We start from the raw sequence: 15,707 nt of genomic DNA, 5'->3' as shown, positions 1-15,707 counted from the left end.
TTGACCTTTTGTAACTTTGCCAACATGGTCTCTTGAGCAAATAACGGTGCCAAAGGAAGACCCTGTGACCCAAACCAAACCAGTTTCAACGCCCCCGTTTTCACGGTTTGAATGGCTGATCGCTTGGCGCTATTTACGTGCCCGCCGCGAAGAGGGCGGTGTGTCGACGATGACGTGGATTTCGCTCATCGGCATCACCTTGGCCGTGGCTGCATTGATCATCACCTTGGCCGTGCGTACCGGCTTTCGCAACGAATTTGTTGATACAATTCTGGGCTCTAACGCTCATGTCACCGTCTATTCGTCTATCTATGTTGAAGAGGGCCAGACCTCACGCGCGATCACCGATTTCGATGCTTGGTCTGATGCCATTCGCGCCGTCCCAGGTGTCACCCGTGCCGCCCCTTTGGTGCGCGGGCAGGTGCTTGGGTCTTACCGGTCCTCCAATGCCGCTATCGATGTTTACGGCATCTCTTACGATGACCTGTTGACCATCCCGCGTGTGGGGCAAACCCCTGATGACTCTTGGGGCGATATTTCGCGCTTTGCTGAGGGTATCGCGATTGGCTCTGGTGTCGCGCGTGAACTGGGCGTTTCTGTTGGTGACCGAGTCAAATTGATCTCGCCAAACGGGGCCAAAACCGCGTTCGGAACCTCGCCGCGAGTGTCGACCTATGAAGTCGTTTATGTCTTTACCGCTGGTCGATATGATATCGATAAAACAAGAGCTTACCTGCCTTTCGCTGAGGCGCAAAAATACTTTAATCGCGCAGGTGCCGCCGATGAAATCGAGGTCATGGTGGAACAGCCTGAGCAGGTCGATGAATTGGCCTTACCTTTGCTGACTGCCGTGGGCGAACGCGGCATGATTTGGACGTGGCGTGATGCCTCTGGGTCGTTTTTGCGGGCCTTGGATATCGAGGATAACGTGATGTTCGTCATCCTGTCCATTTTGGTGCTGATCGCTGCGATGAATATCGTCTCTGGGCTGATCATGTTGGTCAAAAACAAAGGTCGTGATATCGGTATTTTGCGTACCATCGGTTTGACGCAAGCCTCTGTAATGCGGGTGTTTTTCATCTGTGGTGCCTTCACTGGCATCATCGGTACTGTGCTTGGTGTTTTGCTTGGGGCGCTCTTTGCGATGTACATCGATAACATCATGGCTTTCGTGAATTATCTCAACGGTGGGGGGGCTTGGGATCCGTCCATTCGGGGCATCTATGCGCTACCGGCTGAGCTGCGATTTGTCGATGTGGCCAAGGCTGTGTCGCTGTCATTGGGGCTGTCGTTTATTGTGACTATTTTTCCGGCGCGCAAGGCCGCGCGAATGAACCCTGTGGAGGCGCTGCGTTATGAATGATATGCTGCAAATACAAGGGGTTAAAAAGCATTATAACATCCATAAGCCCAATGAAATTCGGGTGCTCAATGGTGTGGATTTGACGGTGAAAAAGGGCGAAGTTGTGGCCCTTGTGGCGCCATCTGGAGCCGGTAAATCGACGCTTTTGCACATCGCAGGGCTGCTGGATTCTGCCAATGGTGGCACTGTGCATATCAATGGCACGGATGTGACGGGTTTGGATGACCATGCGCGCACGGCTATGCGGCGGGCGCAGGTGGGATTTATCTATCAGTTTCACCATCTTTTGCCGGAGTTTTCCGCGCTGGAAAACATCGTTTTACCGCAATTGGCCAATGGCGTTCCGCAAGCGGATGCTGAGGCTAGAGCGTTGAAACTATTGACATCTGTTGGCGTAGAAGCCCGCGCAGATCACCGTCCTGCGGCGATGTCGGGGGGCGAGCAACAGCGGGTGGCGTTTTGCCGTGCGCTGGCCAATCAACCTGCGCTTTTACTGGCGGATGAACCCACTGGGAACCTTGATCCTGCGACGTCAGACCGTGTGTTTGAGGCGCTGATGAAGGTCGCGCGCGACGAGGGTCTGGCTGCGCTAATCGCCACCCATAATATGGAATTGGCGGGCAAAATGGACCGTGTGCTGCGGTTGGACAATGGCGTGCTGGTTGAGGCCTGAGCCCCGTGTTTTAAAGACATTATGGCGCGTGTTTTAAACTGTTTAACGCTTTGGGGCAGGGCGGCTTTACATGTTTTAATGGTTTTTGCGCGGCCATTCCCGCTTGATCGACCAAATTCAGATAAAAACGCCCCGCAGTGATCGCGTGATTGGGACAGGACGCGGGATCACTGCGGGGCGCTGGTCTTGCGCTGAAACCGGGATTTATTTCAGAGCATGAACGAGCAGGCCAATCGCGCCGATGAGGGCGGCGGTTTCGGCGACGTTATTGTTTGATTGCTTGGCATGGGATGGCTTGGCGGGGACATGCTTAACCTGAACATGTTTGACCTGAACCTGCTTTGTAGCCGGTTTGGCCTGAACATGCTTGGCTGGCGTTTGCTGGGGTGTGGTGACCACCACAGTGCGCTGTTCGGATTGGTGTCCGCGCGCAAGGGCGGGCGTTGCGGCCATAAGCATGGCGGTCACGATGAGGGCAGAACGAGTTACTTTGGTCGGGCGCATAACGGCCTCCTTACTGTTGGATATAAGTCATACGCGTCGGGTTAAGGTTTCTGTCGCTGCTTGCGCTGTTTTTTATGTATTTCGCAAAATGTAAGTGCTGCGCGCGCTGCCGTTACTGTTTGTCCACGATGTTTTGCGTTTGCTGGCTCTGCACAGTGTGACGCGGATCGTCGGATTCGGCCAAAGCGGGGGAGGCCATCAAAGCAGTGAGGGTGAGGATGAGGGATTTGAAAAAGTTATTCATTTTGAGGGTCCTAAATCGATGCCCGCGAAAGCGGCTTATACGCCCGCAAAGGCGACCCACGATGAGCCAGCTTCGGGCTGCGTCAGACCGTGTTGTGGGTCTGATCTTATAGATAAAGGGGGTTGCTGAGAGGGTCTCAAGACCTGCGCACGGAGTTGTGATTGGGGTGGGGGGAAGTCGCTTGTGTGAGGTGTGTGCTTATCGCCTTAGAGTGATTTTCAAAAAGAAAATCACGAGCGCCCGACCCGCCCCATGGGCGGGCGCCTACGTCACCCACCCTCGGGTCAGGCGCTCGGAAGTTTATTTTTAGGTAGCAGTTTTGAGCTTTCCGAGAGAAATTTGTAAGCTTCCATTCCTTCAAACGTTCTCTCTTTATAGCACCGATTTAGTTCTTGAAGACCATCGCGACCAAAACCAACGGCAAGCTGTGGTTTGTTGTCAGTGCTGTGTGGATTGAATGAATAGTTATTCTTGTAAAACATGTGCTGATGTTCGAGATCTACAAGTTGAGAAAACTCGGAATGTACATGACCTGGGTTTTCTTTGAGAAAATTACGCCATCTGGAATCTAAAGGAATGAGACAGCGAGAAAGGCGAAAGACCAGTTCATCGAATTTGTGCAGATCATATGTATCGAACTCGTAGCTAACTTCTAGGTAACGTAAGTTGGTTTGTCCCAATTTAATTAGACGCTCAACAAACGTTTCTAGGTCTTCATCATATGGTTCATCGTCAAGCTCGCAAAGGTTTTTAGGTAAGTGAAGCTTTCCTCCGATGAGACAGGATTCTTGTTCGATGAACTCTTTGTATTCGCCAATTTTGGGGTGACCGAATTTCGCATTTTTCCCATTTATCAGAAGGCACGCTTTGAGCAGCTTTTCCGTACACTGCCCTGCATTCCAGCCAAAACTTCTGTAACTTTGCTTTTCCCAAGAAAGCCGCGCCATTGAGTAATCCTCTACAGCGGCCATTCCATAGGTCAAGAGCACTGTGCGTTCTACAAGGCATTGAGCTTTGCTGCTCAGTTTACTTTGGCTCATAATTCCCCCTTCACGCAAGCATGCTTGCGTGAACGCCCCTACACATCCAATTCCTCAGCAAATTGCGCATTCGCCTGAATATACTGGAACCGCAACTCAGGTTTTTTGCCCATCAACCGCTCGACCAGATCACCGGTTTCACCCGGAGTGTCTTCATCAATGGTCACACGGATAAGTTTGCGCGTTTTGGGGTCCATCGTGGTTTCTTTCAAATCCTTGGCATCCATTTCGCCAAGTCCTTTGAACCGCTGCACGTCGATTTTGCCTTTGCCGCCAAGGCCTTTGTCCATCCAAAGGTCTTTTTCCGCATCGTCCGCCACATAGAGACGGTTGGCCCCTTGGGTGAGGCGGTAGAGCGGCGGGCAGGCGAGGTACAAGTGCCCTTGGTCGATCAAGGGGCGCATCTGGGTAAAGAAGAATGTCATCAGCAAAGCGGCGATATGTGCGCCATCGACATCCGCATCGGTCATGATGATGATTTTGTCGTAGCGCAGGTCTTCGACATTAAACCGCGTGCCCATGCCAACGCCCAAGGCTTCGCAGAGGTCATTGATTTCTTGGTTTGTATTCAGCTTGTTAGAAGCGGCGCCAAGCACGTTGAGGATTTTACCTTTGAGCGGCAAAAGGGCTTGGGTTTCGCGTTTGCGCGCGCCCTTGGCAGAGCCGCCCGCAGAATCGCCCTCCACAATGAACAGTTCGGTGCCGGAGCGGTCCTTTGAGGTGCAATCGGTGAGCTTGCCCGGAAGGCGCAGCTTTTTGGTGGCTGTTTTGCGCTGGGTTTCTTTTTCTTGGCGGCGGCGCAGACGTTCTTCTGAGCGCAGCACAAGGAAATCAAGGATAGCGCCCGCGGATTTGGTGTCGGCAGCCAGCCAATTGTCAAAGTGGTCACGCACAGCGTTTTCCACCAGACGCGCGGCATCAGCGGTGGCAAGGCGGTCTTTGGTTTGGCCGACAAATTCGGGTTCGCGGATGAAACAAGACACCAAAGCGCAGCCGCCGGTGATCAGGTCTTCGCGGGTGATGTCTTTGGATTTTTTATTGCCCACAAGGTCGCCGTAGGCCCGAATACCTTTGAGAATGGCGGACCAAAAGCCGCCCTCATGGGTGCCGCCCTCAGGCGTGGGCACGGTGTTACAATAGGATTGCATGAAACCATCACGCGAGGGCGTCCAGTTGACGGCCCATTCGACCTTGCCCGGCACACCAAAGCGCGGCTGGAATTCAACGGTGCCCGCGAAGGGCGCATCGGCATAGGTCATGGATTTGCCGAGGGTCTCATTCAGGTAATCGGCAAGGCCACCGGGGAAGTGGAAGGTGGCTTGGGTGGGCGTCTCGCCGTCATCGATTTCGGTCTTCCAGCGGATTTCAACGCCTGAGAACAAGAAAGCCTTGGAACGCGCCAATTGGAACAGGCGTTTGGGTTTGAACCGGTGCTTGCCAAAAATTTGCTCGTCGGCGTGGAATGTCACGAAAGTGCCGCGTTTGTTGGGGGCGGAGCCGATTTTTTCAACGGGGCCTAAAGGGATGCCGCGCGAGAAACGTTGCTCATAGAGTTCTTTGTTTTTCGCGACTTGCACGACCAAACTGTCGGACAGAGCGTTGACAACAGAGGAGCCAACCCCGTGCAGACCGCCAGAGGTGGCATAGGCATCGCCTGAAAACTTACCGCCCGCGTGGAGCGTACACAGGATGACTTCCAAAGCGGATTTGTCAGGGAATTTCGGGTGCGGATCGATCGGAATACCACGGCCATTGTCGGTGATGGTGATGGAAAAATCCGCGTGCAGGGTCATCTCAATACGATTGGCATGGCCTGCGACGGCTTCGTCCATAGAGTTGTCGAGAATCTCGGCCACAAGGTGGTGCAAAGCGCGCTCATCCGTGCCGCCGATATACATACCGGGGCGTTTGCGCACGGGCTCGAGGCCTTCTAGCACTTCGATGGAGGAGGCGTCGTAGGCGGGGATGGCCCCTGCGAGGAGATCGTCGGACATTGGCACTGTGCTCGATTCTTGGTGTTTGCTCTTTGGGATAGGATTAGACCACTCAAGTGCCAAAACCGCAAGATGTAGGCTGCGGGAGATGTAGAAGGAGATGCGGGGAATGCGCATTCAAATCAAAGGGCATTAGAGGCAGGGGCCAGATCAGGGGGTACAGTTTGTGACATTCGGAGGAGAGATTTTGCCATGGCCTCTGATTTTGCAGACCTTTAATGTCGGCTAAGCGGGACGAAGTGTAAGTTCGATGAGCTTGCCCAATTTAGGGTTCCAGTGCTGAGAGACAGCACACGGCCGCTTCTTAAAAGGTCTGAATGGTTTGAATTAATTCCATCCAAAGGATGCAAGGCAAACCCACGGGCTTAGTCCTTTTTGTTGATTGGGTCTCACGAGGCCAACTCGGCAAGACGCAACCTACTGAGGTAGCGCTGATACAATACGTTTAAGGCAGCGGGCACGAAGAGTGTCAGCACAGCAGCGATGACTGCCACTTCACGCCAAAACCAAGGCGCTGCGTTCAGAGTGCCGGCTGCGAAAATTGCCATGAGGTAGCAAAGCAACACATGCCAAGCATATACTTGCAAAGAGTGTTGTCCTAAGAAAATCAGCGGTTTCCAAGTGACGATGGCGTCCAGCATGCGCGACACATTGCGTAGCCAAAGCTCACGCGCGTTAGGCGCAGCAACAAGCAGCCAAAGCGCGAGATAAAAGTGCCCGGCAAAGGTTAATATCCGTAGGAAGGACATGTCTTTGCGGTCAAATGCAGCCAGAATGGCCATGTTAGTTTCCGGCGCAAGGTCTCCGAATGCAATCACCCTTGGCAATGCGAAGAACACTCCAGCAAGGGCTATGCTGGCCAATGCGAGGTACTTACCAATCGGTCGATGCAAAAAAGTTAAGGACAGCTTGTTTTGCGCCATTAAAAAGCCTCCTGCCAGTCCTGCAAAATACAGCACTTGCCATCCAAGGCGATTAAAATAAAGCCCTAAGGTCACACCTTCATCTGCAATCCCAGTTTTCTCGCCGATAGCGGCCCATGCAAGGCTTGGAAGATCGGTCTGTCCTATAGCCCATGCAACTGCAGAAATCGACGCAACGCGCAGCCATTGCCCGCGTTGCATTGCAACAAGAGCTGCAGGTGTCAAAGCCATAAACACCAAATACATGGGGAGAATATCAACAAACATTGGGCCAGACGTGAGGGTGGCCCCTAAAAAAACGAACAGTAGCGGATCAGTCGCCAACTTGGTGATCAATGGTATGCCCGCACCGTGCATCGCGACCGATAAGACAATTATTGACCCAAGAATAAGAAAATGCCACCGCCAAACAACGAACATACGCGCGAACATTTTTTGACGCATCGCAGCACCAGAGACTCGTAGTAATTGTTTACCGAAGACAAGGCCGATAACGATACCGGAAATCGCGACAAAGCCTTGCGCGGCATCCACAAAACCGTTTCTGTGATGGGTCAAAATCCCGACATCGCTGGGAATAAATATGGCGATATGGCCTAATGTCATACTGAGCAGAAAAAAGCCACGAATTCCATCGAGATGCTGTAGCCGCATGTTTTGTCCCCTTTTCCGTTTGTTTCTGGCATGCAGAAAAGGTGAAAATAAGATACAATTTAGCTAAAAATTAGGCAGCTGTTGATTGCGGGCCTTCGGAAAGACTTGCAAACATCGTCGGCTAACAGGGCAGCCATTTCACTTGTTTTAAAAGTCTTTCTAGAAACTCGCGCGCGGGTGTGTCATTAGGCTTGGAATTGAAGCGAACAAGGACATAAAAACCGATGCGGCGATCTAAGGGGATCATCTCTTCTGCAGAACGGATCGCAGCGCGGGCTTTGTCAACGCTGGATGCGGCTGTTCATGGTGAACGCAAGGCTGTTGTCTTTGACATAGACGGCACGTTGACGCCATCTATTTTGTCTGTGCGCACGCCGCGTCAAGGGGCTGCCGAGGCCGTAAAGGCCTTTTTCGATGCGGGTTTCGACATTGTTTATATTTCCGCACGGGTACGCTTGTTGCAATCTGGCGTCAGTGACTGGTTGGACAAGCACGGCTTTCCAGACGGCCAATTGCACATGACAGAAAGTCGTGAAGACCGGCTTGATACGGGGGCCTTTAAAAAGCGTGTTTTGAAAGCCTATGCCGATCACGGCTGGAGCTTTGCGGCGGCTTTTGGTGATTCTACGTCTGATTTCAACGCTTATGTCTATGCGGGCGTGCCGCATGATCGCATTTACGCGCTGCGCCGACGCGGGGCCGCGGGGTGTCAGGCTGGGGTGTGGCAGGGGTGCTATGGCGGCTGGGAAGATCTGCGCCAAACCATTGCTGACATTCTGGCCGAATAGGCTGCACCAGTCAAAAAGGCCGCATTTGTTATACAGCAGTTGTCAGAAAGACCGCTGCTGTCAATAAGGTGCGTGAGGGAACTTTGTAAAGGCTTGCGCCGCCCGATCAGTCGCGGGCGTCGCCAAATCCGCCCATGCGTTTGGCCCATTGGAACGCAACGATAGCGCCTTTGAAGCGTGGCAACAAAAACAAAGACAGGGCCACGGTGCCGGCCGCAAAGACTGCGAGCATCACCAAAGGTTCAGGGCGAAATTCCACATAATACCAGCCCATGGTGGGTGCTAACAAATGGCCTACGATCAAAATGGTCAAATAGGGTGGACCATCATCTGCGCGGTGGTGATGAAGCTGTTCTTGGCACACAGGGCACTCGGAGCGCACTTTAAGATAGCCTTTGAGCATCGGTCCGTTGCCGCAAGATGGGCAGCGGCGTTTCCAACCGCGCAGCAAAGCGGTTTTCATCTCGCGCTCAGGCAAATCTCTGGCAGTGGGTTTGGTGGATGCGTGAAGAACTGTATCAGTCATGCGATGTGCCTTTTGGATCATAGATCGTTTTGCTTATGACATCTTTATAAGGAGACTGTCTTACGAAATAGAGGACAGATTGTCGTTGCGTCCGGTTGTCGCGTCACACGGAATGCCAAATCCGCTGTCAAAACTTTTTTAGCCCACCCGCGACGGAAAGCGAAAGGTGGCGCGTTTCACTATTATAAGCGCTCAGCACTGACACACAGCGGAGCGCATGGATAACAGATAAGGATTATATCTTATGAAACGTACTTCACTCATCTCTGCGGTTGCTTTGATCGCTGTCGTTGGTTCTGCCGCTGCAAGCTTTGCAGAAGGCGAAAAAGATATGGGCCGCCGTGGTGGCAAAATGCCAAGTATCGAAATGCTCGACACGGATGGCGATGGCCAAGTGACCCAAGCGGAAATGGACGCGCATAAAGCGGCGCGTTTTGCCGAAACAGACACAGACGGCAACGGATCACTGTCTGCTGAGGAAATGGCCGCTGCTGCTGATGGCAAAAAGGCTGAACGTCAAACCAAGCGGATCGAAAAAATGATCTCTCGTATGGACACAGACGGCGACGGCGAAGTTTCTGCCGCTGAAATGGACGCGATGGCGAAAAAATCACCTTTCGAGCGTCTGGATACCAATGGCGATGGCGTTTTGTCCGCTGACGAATTTGCAGCAGGCCATCAGGGTCACGGCAAAGGCAAAGGCGGCAAGCACCATAAAGGTGGCGACCACGATCACGACGGCGACGACAATTGATCTCGCGTGATCAGACTTGCTAAAGTCAGGTAAGCCTTAACTTTGATAGGCTTATATAACACAGGTCGGGGCGTAAGCGCCCTGATCACATTGACGACAAAAGCGTGAAGACGACAAAAGCGTAAAACTGCGCAAGACTTTAAGACCTGGCACAGGTCATAGGATAAAACTGACCATGGACGCCGATCTCATCGCAGGCTACGTCTGATAGGAATGGATATGCCTTTTGACGCCCAAAATGACACGTCGGATGACGCATTGCTGATTGCCTTTGGCAACGGTGACCGTTTGGCTGCGCGGGTCTTAACCGATCGACATGCCCCTCGGGTGATCGGCTATGCGGCGCGGTTGTTGAAAGATCGTGCCGAGGCCGAAGATGTCGCGCAAGATGCGATGATGCGCTTGTGGAAAATCGCCCCTGAGTGGCGCACAGGCGAGGCCAAGGTGACGACGTGGTTATACCGTGTGGTGACCAACCTATGCACAGACCGGTTGCGCAAAAAACGCGGCACGGGTTTGGATGAGATCGCGGAACCCGAAGACGGCAAGCCGTCACAAGACGCGGTTTTGATGCAAAAACAACGGGTGGCAGCGCTGGATGCAGCGTTGGACACTTTACCGGACCGGCAAAGAGAAGCCGTCGTTCTGCGCCATATCGAAGGGTTATCGAACCCTGAAATCGCGCAGGTTTTAGATATTGGTGTCGAGGCGGTCGAAAGTTTGACCGCGCGCGGCAAACGGGCGCTGGCCAAGGCTTTGGCAGATCAGCGCGAAACATTGGGGTTTGAAGATGACACAGCGTGAAGATTTTCTCAGTGATGCTGATCTAGATACTCTGTTTGCGGATGCGCAATCGGATGCACCGGTGCCGTCTGACGCCTTTATGGCGCGGGTTCTGGCCGATGCGAATGCCGTGCAAGAGGCAAATGGCGCAGGCCTGCCAGATTGGGCAAGATCCAAGCCGGCGCGGCCTGCGCGCGGGTCTTGGTTTGCAAATCTGTTGGACAGTGTCGGCGGCTGGCGCGGTGGTGCGGGTTTGGCCACAGCCACTGTTATGGGCTTGGCCATCGGCTTGGGCGCGCCCACAACGGTGACGGATTTGGCCTCTGGAACATGGGGCGGCACTTCGATCTCGCAGACGGCGAGTGCCAGTATAGAGACCACGAGCTATGCGCTCGATGATTTGGTGCCAAGCTTTTATGACTTGGCGGCGGAAGGGTAGACTATGAGCGACGCAAATATTCAGAAAAAGCAACGCGGATCACGGCGTATGCGCTTCATCTTGATCCTCTCCTTGGCGGTGAACTTGGCCGTCGTGGGGCTGGTGGCGGGTGCTGCTTTGCGCGGTGGTGAGCGTGGCGGTGCCACTGGCGATGGCGATGCCCGTGCGCGCGCCATGCAGACCCGTGACTTTGGTTTCGGGCCCTATGTATCCGCCTTGGATCGAGAGGCGCGCCGCGAAATCGGCCGTAATTTTATCAACAAAGCGGGAGGGGCCGCCAAGGCTCGTGCGGGGGCGCAAGAAAAGTTCGAGGCGATTTTGGATGCGCTCAAGGCCGAACCGTTTGACGCAGATTTGTTCCAAGCCGCGATGCTGGCACAGCTCAATGATTTGGCCGAAAAGCAAAGCATCGGGGCCGCTGTGATTGTCGAACATGTGGCGATGATGACGCCTGAGGCACGGGCTGCCTATGTGGTGCGTTTGGATCAAGCGCTCAAACGTCCTCCGCGCCATGATGCAGGGCCAGATGGGGGCCGCGATGCCAAGCCCAAACCCAAGGCGCAACCTTAAACGCCAAGCGTAAAGGGTGCGCTATATGTGAGGGGGCAATCTTACGTTAAGAAAAGCGCTGCGTTGAGGCAGCGCCGTTGCGGTCACGCAGCATGAGAGCCGAGGGTCACTTGATTGCGACCTTCGGCTTTTGCGTCATAGAGTGCCCGATCCGAGATTTCCAAAAGCGTTTCGATGGATGCGGCTTTTTCCCCGCCCATTGTCAGCCCGATCGAAGCCGATACTGATACAGGCGTGCCGTTCGCGGTCTGCGTGACGGGCGTGCCACAAATCGCGGCGCGCAGACGTTCAGCGGCAGAGCGCGCATCGACCAATGTGGTCATCGGCATACAGACCAAAAATTCTTCGCCGCCAAAGCGGGCGATCAAATCAATGCCACGCAGGGTGTTGCGCATCCGTTTGGCGACCTCGATCAAGACCTCATCGCCAATGCTGTGGCCAAAGGTGTCGTTGATGGTTTTGAACCGGTCCAAATCAATCAACATGATTGCAAAATTCTGACCTGATCTTGTCGATTCTTGCGAGATTTGCGTCATATGCGGCAGGGCATAGCGCCGGTTGTATAGCCCCGTCAGCGGATCAATCATTGCCAAACGCAGACCTTCGTCCACGGATGTGCGCAGCACATCGGCCTCTTTCTTGCGCCGCATTTGCAACCGCAGGCGCAGGGCCAATTCTTCGGGATCCGCGCCGCGGGTGACAATATCGTTCGCGCCCAGATCAAGCGCCATCACGGCTTCTTTGCGATCTTGCAACCCATGCACAACGACGATTCCCGCAAAGCGGGTGTTTTGGCGTGCGCGAATATCTGCGATCAAGCGCAGCCCGTTTGTGTCGCCAAAGATGTCGCTGGACACCACATAGATGTCGGCGGCATTGCCCCCAGCAATGGTTTCCAGCAAACGATCGGCGGCAATAATTTCGATGTCATCCGAGACCAAGCCGCGCAACCCCGCACGCCAGATCATCGCGTCTTCTGTAGAGCGACCAACAAGGGCAATTTTGCCGGGGGTCGTAAAGTTAAAAGCGGCTTCTGCAAAGCCGAAAGACCGCGCCGTTTCATCACGTCTGCGCAATTCGTCTGTGGTGGCGCGGGCGCGCATGAGGGCCCGCACGCGGGCGGTCAATGTAAGTTCGTCAATCGGTTTGGCCAAAAATTCGTCAGCGCCCGCTTTGAGTGCGGCGATTTTGGCCTCGGTATCCCCCGCAGGCGTGGCGATTAGAACCGGAATATGGCGTGTGGCCGGGTCGGCTTTCAATTGGGCACAGGCGTCATGGGCGCTCATATCCCCAAGGTCGGTATCAAGGATGATGATGTCGGGCTGGCATTCGCTTGCGCGCAGCACTGCATCTTTGCCAGACGCCGCCTGGATCACCTCGTAGAAGGCGGATGAAAGCTTCACTTTCAGAATTATGCGGTTCGTCGGGACATTGTCCACGATGAGAATCCGTCCTGCCATTGTGCCCTCGGAAATCTATGATATGCGATGTTTATTGGGACGCATCTTTTGTTAAGATATGCGTTTAAAATGCGCCTCAAAGGTTAATAAAGGGTTTCCAGCCCCAAGGAGTTATCCACATATGAAGCAAGATTCCGCCGAGATTCTCGCCCTTAAAATTCTGGTCTGGTTGGTCGGGAACGAAGAGCTTTTACCTGTTTTCCTTGGGTCTACGGGACTTGGCGAAGATGATCTGCGCAATCGGGCCAGCGAACCAGAGCTTTTGTCTGCCATTCTAGAGTTCGTCATGATGAATGATGAATGGGTTAACGATTTTGCCCAGAATGCGTCAATAGACCCCTATGACGTTATGCGCGCCCGACAGGCATTGCCGGGCGGGGAGGACATCCATTGGACATAACATCAATTCGCGCGATTTTGTTCGACAAAGACGGCACTTTGTTTGATTTTCAAAAATCGTGGTCCCCTTGGGCTGCCGCCGTGATCGATCGTTTGGCGCAAGACGACACGGCCGTGGCGCAGGCTGTGGCCGGTGTCTTGGGGTTCGATATCGCGCAGGGGCAATTTTTGGCCGACGGCTTTGCCGTGTCCAGCACGCCTGATGAGCAAATAGTACGGCTTAAGCCGATCTTTCCAGATTTAAGCGGCGAAGAAATTTTGACCCGCATGATGTCGAAAATGGATGTCGCTGTGCCCGTGCCTGTGCGCGATTTGGACAGGGCATTACAGATCTTTCAATCGCGCCAGATCAAAATGGGTGTGGTGACCAATGATTTCGAACAGGTTGGGCGGGATCATCTGCAACACGCAGGCGTGCAGGACGCTTTTGATGTGGTGATCGGATTCGACAGCGGCTTTGGCAGCAAACCTGCGCCAGATGGCTGTATAGCTGCTGCTATGTCACTTGGAGTTGATCCTGCGCGCACTGTGATGGTGGGGGACAGTTTGCACGATTTGGCGGCTGGGCGCGAGGCGGGGATGCGCACGATTGGCGTGTTAACCGGAACCGCAAGCCGCGCAGATTTGACGCCTTGGGCCGACATTGTGGTGGAAGATGTGGCCGAGATCGCTGCATTCTTTACATAAGACGCTCTGTTTGGGGGGGCGTTGATACGGTCTTAGGCTGACGCTAGGGAATATATAGCAGCATTTTAAGGATATTTGTTAAATGCATTGGCGGCTCTTGGTACTTTATTAAGTCGTGGCGCGTAGTCTCAGGCCTGTACAAGTAAAAGGGCCTATTGCTTATGCATGGGATGATAAATCGCGCAATTCAATGTTTTCTTCGCGACACATACGGGCCACAGATTTGGGCCGATGTAGCCGAGCAAGCTGACCTTGGTTTCGATAACTTCGAAGCCATGCTGAATTATCCAGACGAGGTCACCATCAAATTATTGGCCTCGGCCGCTCGCAATTTGTCAAAACCCGTTGACGCAATGCTTGAAGACATCGGAACCTATCTTGTATCCCATCCTAACGTGGAAGCGATCCGCAGATTGTTGCGATTTGGTGGGGATGAATATAGGGAATTCTTGTTCTCTCTCAATGAAATCGAAGGGCGCTCACGCCTCGCTTTGCCTGATCTTGAAGTGCCCAAACTTGAAGTTTTTGAAAACCCTGACGGGACGCATAGCTTGACCTGTCTACATTCGATGCCCGGGTTCGGCTATGCGATGGTGGGTGTCATGCGCGCCATGGCGGATGACTACGGTGCACTGGTGTTCTTGGAACACCAAGGGTGGCGCGATTCAGGAGAAGAAATCATCAATATTCAATTGTTGGAAGAATCCTTTGCTGAAGGGCGTAGTTTTGATCTTGCTGCACAGGCGGTTTGAAAAATGATGCATGTAATCAATTTTGATAAACCCTCTCTTGATTTGTTGATGCCTATGCATTTGATTTTGGACGAGACCGGCGTGATCTGTGGCGTGGGGCCGACCTTGTGCAAACTGCGCAGTGAAACGGCACTCTTGGGGCAGAATGTTTTTGATATTTTCGAATTGCGTGATGACGGACGCCCAAAAGGCGATTGCCTTTTGCCAACGGACAAAAAGCTTTACCTCACCTTTAAAGACGGCGTGCCCACCACTCTTAAAGGCGTGGCGACACCTGTGGCGGGCTGTGATGGATTGTTGCTCAACCTGTCGTTTGGCATATCTGTTGTTGATTCCGTGCGCGAGTATCGTCTGACAGCTGGTGATTTTGCGGCCACGGATCTGGCGGTTGAAATGCTTTATCTTGTTGAGGCAAAATCCGCAGTGTTGGAAGAAACAAAGCAGCTTAACATGCGCCTGCAGGGGGCAAAAGTGGCCGCTGAAGAACAGGCCTTCACCGATACGCTTACAGGGCTTAAAAACCGTCGTGCGATGGATCATGTGCTGGATCGGATGATCCGTGGGTCCATTCCTTTTGCATTGATGCACCTTGATTTGGATTATTTCAAAGACGTCAATGATACTTTGGGCCATGCGGCCGGAGATGCAGTGCTGCAAAAAGTCGCCAAAATCCTTGTCCAAGAAACGCGCGGCGATGATATGGTGGCGCGGGTGGGCGGCGATGAGTTTATCCTCATCTTGCACAAAATGACGGAGGCGGACCGTTTGATGAAGACCGCTAAACGGATCATCAGCCAGTTGGAAGTGCCAGTGCCTTTTGGCGATACGGTGTGTCGTATTTCGGGATCTATCGGAATCACCACAACGGATGTCTATGAGGCGATTGATTCAGACCAGATGATGCATGATGCGGACACGGCGCTTTATGCCTCCAAACACCAAGGACGTGCGTGCGCCAATATGTTTGAGCAGGGCATGACTGGGGTACAGACCGTGGTTCCCGATGCGGCAGCATCACGACGCTAAAGCGCCCCGCAATTGGTAGGGCTTGGATATTCATTATCGGGGATATTGGCCAATGGCAGTCCCTAGGGGAATTGAACCCCTCTTTCCAGGTTGAAAACCTGGCGTCCTAACCGATAGACGAAGGGACC

Annotated in this window: 18 protein-coding genes and 1 tRNA gene; 11 read left to right on the top strand and 8 right to left on the bottom strand. The window is 53.4% G+C overall.

The window, feature by feature from the left end; translation table 11 throughout:
- Nucleotides 1–64 precede the first annotated feature (64 nt).
- Nucleotides 65–1,363 carry a lipoprotein-releasing ABC transporter permease subunit gene (locus tag KO497_RS17855; protein WP_215945325.1) on the top strand — a complete coding sequence of 433 codons (1,299 nt, stop codon included), beginning with the start codon at nt 65–67 and terminating at the stop codon, nt 1,361–1,363.
- Complete coding sequence (locus KO497_RS17850; RefSeq protein WP_215945324.1) at nt 1,356–2,036, top strand: ABC transporter ATP-binding protein; 681 nt, start codon at nt 1,356–1,358, stop codon at nt 2,034–2,036. Before KO497_RS17855 ends, KO497_RS17850 begins: the two co-directional genes overlap by 8 nt.
- A gap of 204 nt (nt 2,037–2,240) precedes the next feature.
- Here the strand turns inward: KO497_RS17850 and KO497_RS17845 are convergent, their stop codons facing one another.
- The 5 genes from KO497_RS17845 to opgC form a co-directional block, all read right to left on the bottom strand.
- Nucleotides 2,241–2,540: a hypothetical protein gene (locus KO497_RS17845; RefSeq protein ID WP_215945323.1), complete on the bottom strand. Its 300-nt coding sequence runs from the start codon at nt 2,538–2,540 to the stop codon at nt 2,241–2,243.
- A 112-nt stretch (nt 2,541–2,652) separates the two neighbouring features.
- Nucleotides 2,653–2,784 (bottom strand): hypothetical protein, encoded by a 132-nt coding sequence (locus tag KO497_RS19320; protein ID WP_289846700.1) that lies wholly within the window; start codon nt 2,782–2,784, stop codon nt 2,653–2,655.
- A gap of 284 nt (nt 2,785–3,068) precedes the next feature.
- On the bottom strand, nt 3,069–3,824 hold the full coding sequence (locus tag KO497_RS17840; RefSeq protein ID WP_215945322.1) for a HEPN domain-containing protein: 756 nt from the start codon (nt 3,822–3,824) through the stop codon (nt 3,069–3,071).
- 38 nt (nt 3,825–3,862) lie between these two features.
- On the bottom strand, nt 3,863–5,818 hold the full coding sequence (gene parE / locus KO497_RS17835) for a DNA topoisomerase IV subunit B (RefSeq protein ID WP_215945321.1): 1,956 nt from the start codon (nt 5,816–5,818) through the stop codon (nt 3,863–3,865).
- A 389-nt stretch (nt 5,819–6,207) separates the two neighbouring features.
- Nucleotides 6,208–7,395 carry an OpgC domain-containing protein gene (gene opgC, locus KO497_RS17830; protein WP_215945320.1) on the bottom strand — a complete coding sequence of 396 codons (1,188 nt, stop codon included), beginning with the start codon at nt 7,393–7,395 and terminating at the stop codon, nt 6,208–6,210.
- A gap of 224 nt (nt 7,396–7,619) precedes the next feature.
- Between opgC and KO497_RS17825 the strand changes: the two genes are divergently transcribed.
- Nucleotides 7,620–8,183, top strand: coding sequence for an LNS2 domain-containing protein (locus KO497_RS17825; protein ID WP_215945319.1), 564 nt, complete (start codon nt 7,620–7,622; stop codon nt 8,181–8,183).
- Between the two features lie 106 nt (nt 8,184–8,289).
- Here the strand turns inward: KO497_RS17825 and KO497_RS17820 are convergent, their stop codons facing one another.
- Nucleotides 8,290–8,709, bottom strand: a complete 420-nt coding sequence (locus KO497_RS17820; protein ID WP_215945318.1) for a DUF983 domain-containing protein — start codon at nt 8,707–8,709, stop codon at nt 8,290–8,292.
- A 244-nt stretch (nt 8,710–8,953) separates the two neighbouring features.
- On the opposite strand from KO497_RS17820, the gene KO497_RS17815 reads away from it, so the two are divergent.
- From KO497_RS17815 to KO497_RS17800, 4 genes are all read left to right on the top strand, one after another.
- Entirely contained in the window at nt 8,954–9,463 is a 510-nt protein-coding gene (locus KO497_RS17815) for an EF-hand domain-containing protein (RefSeq protein WP_215945317.1), read from the top strand.
- Nucleotides 9,464–9,676: 213 nt separating this feature from the next.
- Complete coding sequence (locus KO497_RS17810) at nt 9,677–10,267, top strand: RNA polymerase sigma factor (RefSeq protein ID WP_215945316.1); 591 nt, start codon at nt 9,677–9,679, stop codon at nt 10,265–10,267.
- Nucleotides 10,254–10,685 carry a dihydroorotate dehydrogenase gene (locus KO497_RS17805; protein ID WP_215945315.1) on the top strand — a complete coding sequence of 144 codons (432 nt, stop codon included), beginning with the start codon at nt 10,254–10,256 and terminating at the stop codon, nt 10,683–10,685. Before KO497_RS17810 ends, KO497_RS17805 begins: the two co-directional genes overlap by 14 nt.
- A 3-nt stretch (nt 10,686–10,688) precedes the next feature.
- Nucleotides 10,689–11,255: a periplasmic heavy metal sensor gene (locus tag KO497_RS17800; RefSeq protein ID WP_215945314.1), complete on the top strand. Its 567-nt coding sequence runs from the start codon at nt 10,689–10,691 to the stop codon at nt 11,253–11,255.
- Nucleotides 11,256–11,338: 83 nt separating this feature from the next.
- On the opposite strand, the gene KO497_RS17795 is transcribed toward KO497_RS17800, so the two are convergent.
- Entirely contained in the window at nt 11,339–12,715 is a 1,377-nt protein-coding gene (locus KO497_RS17795; protein WP_215945313.1) for a diguanylate cyclase, read from the bottom strand.
- Nucleotides 12,716–12,836: 121 nt separating this feature from the next.
- On the opposite strand from KO497_RS17795, the gene KO497_RS17790 reads away from it, so the two are divergent.
- From KO497_RS17790 to KO497_RS17775, 4 genes are all read left to right on the top strand, one after another.
- Nucleotides 12,837–13,115, top strand: a complete 279-nt coding sequence (locus KO497_RS17790) for a DUF3572 domain-containing protein (RefSeq protein ID WP_215945312.1) — start codon at nt 12,837–12,839, stop codon at nt 13,113–13,115.
- The gene (locus KO497_RS17785; RefSeq protein WP_215945311.1) at nt 13,106–13,801 is read left to right on the top strand and encodes an HAD family hydrolase; all 696 of its coding nucleotides are present in this window, start codon (nt 13,106–13,108) and stop codon (nt 13,799–13,801) included. Before KO497_RS17790 ends, KO497_RS17785 begins: the two co-directional genes overlap by 10 nt.
- Nucleotides 13,802–13,962: 161 nt before the next feature.
- On the top strand, nt 13,963–14,553 hold the full coding sequence (locus KO497_RS17780; protein WP_215945310.1) for a heme NO-binding domain-containing protein: 591 nt from the start codon (nt 13,963–13,965) through the stop codon (nt 14,551–14,553).
- Between the two features lie 3 nt (nt 14,554–14,556).
- Entirely contained in the window at nt 14,557–15,579 is a 1,023-nt protein-coding gene (locus tag KO497_RS17775) for a GGDEF domain-containing protein (RefSeq protein ID WP_215945309.1), read from the top strand.
- A gap of 53 nt (nt 15,580–15,632) precedes the next feature.
- Here the strand turns inward: KO497_RS17775 and KO497_RS17770 are convergent.
- Nucleotides 15,633–15,707 (bottom strand) — tRNA-Glu (locus KO497_RS17770).

Source organism: Pacificibacter marinus (assembly GCF_018860665.1).
In the GTDB taxonomy this organism is placed as follows: domain Bacteria; phylum Pseudomonadota; class Alphaproteobacteria; order Rhodobacterales; family Rhodobacteraceae; genus Celeribacter; species Celeribacter marinus_A.
The sequence above is the reverse complement of the archived record's forward strand: the minus strand, read 5'-3'. Positions and strand labels throughout refer to the sequence as shown.

What these genes read in the sequence shown, in the direction of transcription:
- KO497_RS17795 (WP_215945313.1), bottom strand. Translation starts at nt 12,715, where the DNA reads ATGGCAGGACGGATTCTCATCGTGGACAATGTCCCGACGAACCGCATA.
- KO497_RS17780 (WP_215945310.1), top strand. Translation starts at nt 13,963, where the DNA reads ATGCATGGGATGATAAATCGCGCAATTCAATGTTTTCTTCGCGACACA.
- parE (WP_215945321.1), bottom strand. Translation starts at nt 5,818, where the DNA reads ATGTCCGACGATCTCCTCGCAGGGGCCATCCCCGCCTACGACGCCTCC.
- KO497_RS17775 (WP_215945309.1), top strand. Translation starts at nt 14,557, where the DNA reads ATGATGCATGTAATCAATTTTGATAAACCCTCTCTTGATTTGTTGATG.
- KO497_RS17805 (WP_215945315.1), top strand. Translation starts at nt 10,254, where the DNA reads ATGACACAGCGTGAAGATTTTCTCAGTGATGCTGATCTAGATACTCTG.
- opgC (WP_215945320.1), bottom strand. Translation starts at nt 7,395, where the DNA reads ATGCGGCTACAGCATCTCGATGGAATTCGTGGCTTTTTTCTGCTCAGT.
- KO497_RS17790 (WP_215945312.1), top strand. Translation starts at nt 12,837, where the DNA reads ATGAAGCAAGATTCCGCCGAGATTCTCGCCCTTAAAATTCTGGTCTGG.
- KO497_RS17810 (WP_215945316.1), top strand. Translation starts at nt 9,677, where the DNA reads ATGGATATGCCTTTTGACGCCCAAAATGACACGTCGGATGACGCATTG.
- KO497_RS17815 (WP_215945317.1), top strand. Translation starts at nt 8,954, where the DNA reads ATGAAACGTACTTCACTCATCTCTGCGGTTGCTTTGATCGCTGTCGTT.
- KO497_RS19320 (WP_289846700.1), bottom strand. Translation starts at nt 2,784, where the DNA reads ATGAATAACTTTTTCAAATCCCTCATCCTCACCCTCACTGCTTTGATG.
- KO497_RS17800 (WP_215945314.1), top strand. Translation starts at nt 10,689, where the DNA reads ATGAGCGACGCAAATATTCAGAAAAAGCAACGCGGATCACGGCGTATG.
- KO497_RS17820 (WP_215945318.1), bottom strand. Translation starts at nt 8,709, where the DNA reads ATGACTGATACAGTTCTTCACGCATCCACCAAACCCACTGCCAGAGAT.
- KO497_RS17845 (WP_215945323.1), bottom strand. Translation starts at nt 2,540, where the DNA reads ATGCGCCCGACCAAAGTAACTCGTTCTGCCCTCATCGTGACCGCCATG.
- KO497_RS17840 (WP_215945322.1), bottom strand. Translation starts at nt 3,824, where the DNA reads ATGAGCCAAAGTAAACTGAGCAGCAAAGCTCAATGCCTTGTAGAACGC.
- KO497_RS17825 (WP_215945319.1), top strand. Translation starts at nt 7,620, where the DNA reads ATGCGGCGATCTAAGGGGATCATCTCTTCTGCAGAACGGATCGCAGCG.
- KO497_RS17850 (WP_215945324.1), top strand. Translation starts at nt 1,356, where the DNA reads ATGAATGATATGCTGCAAATACAAGGGGTTAAAAAGCATTATAACATC.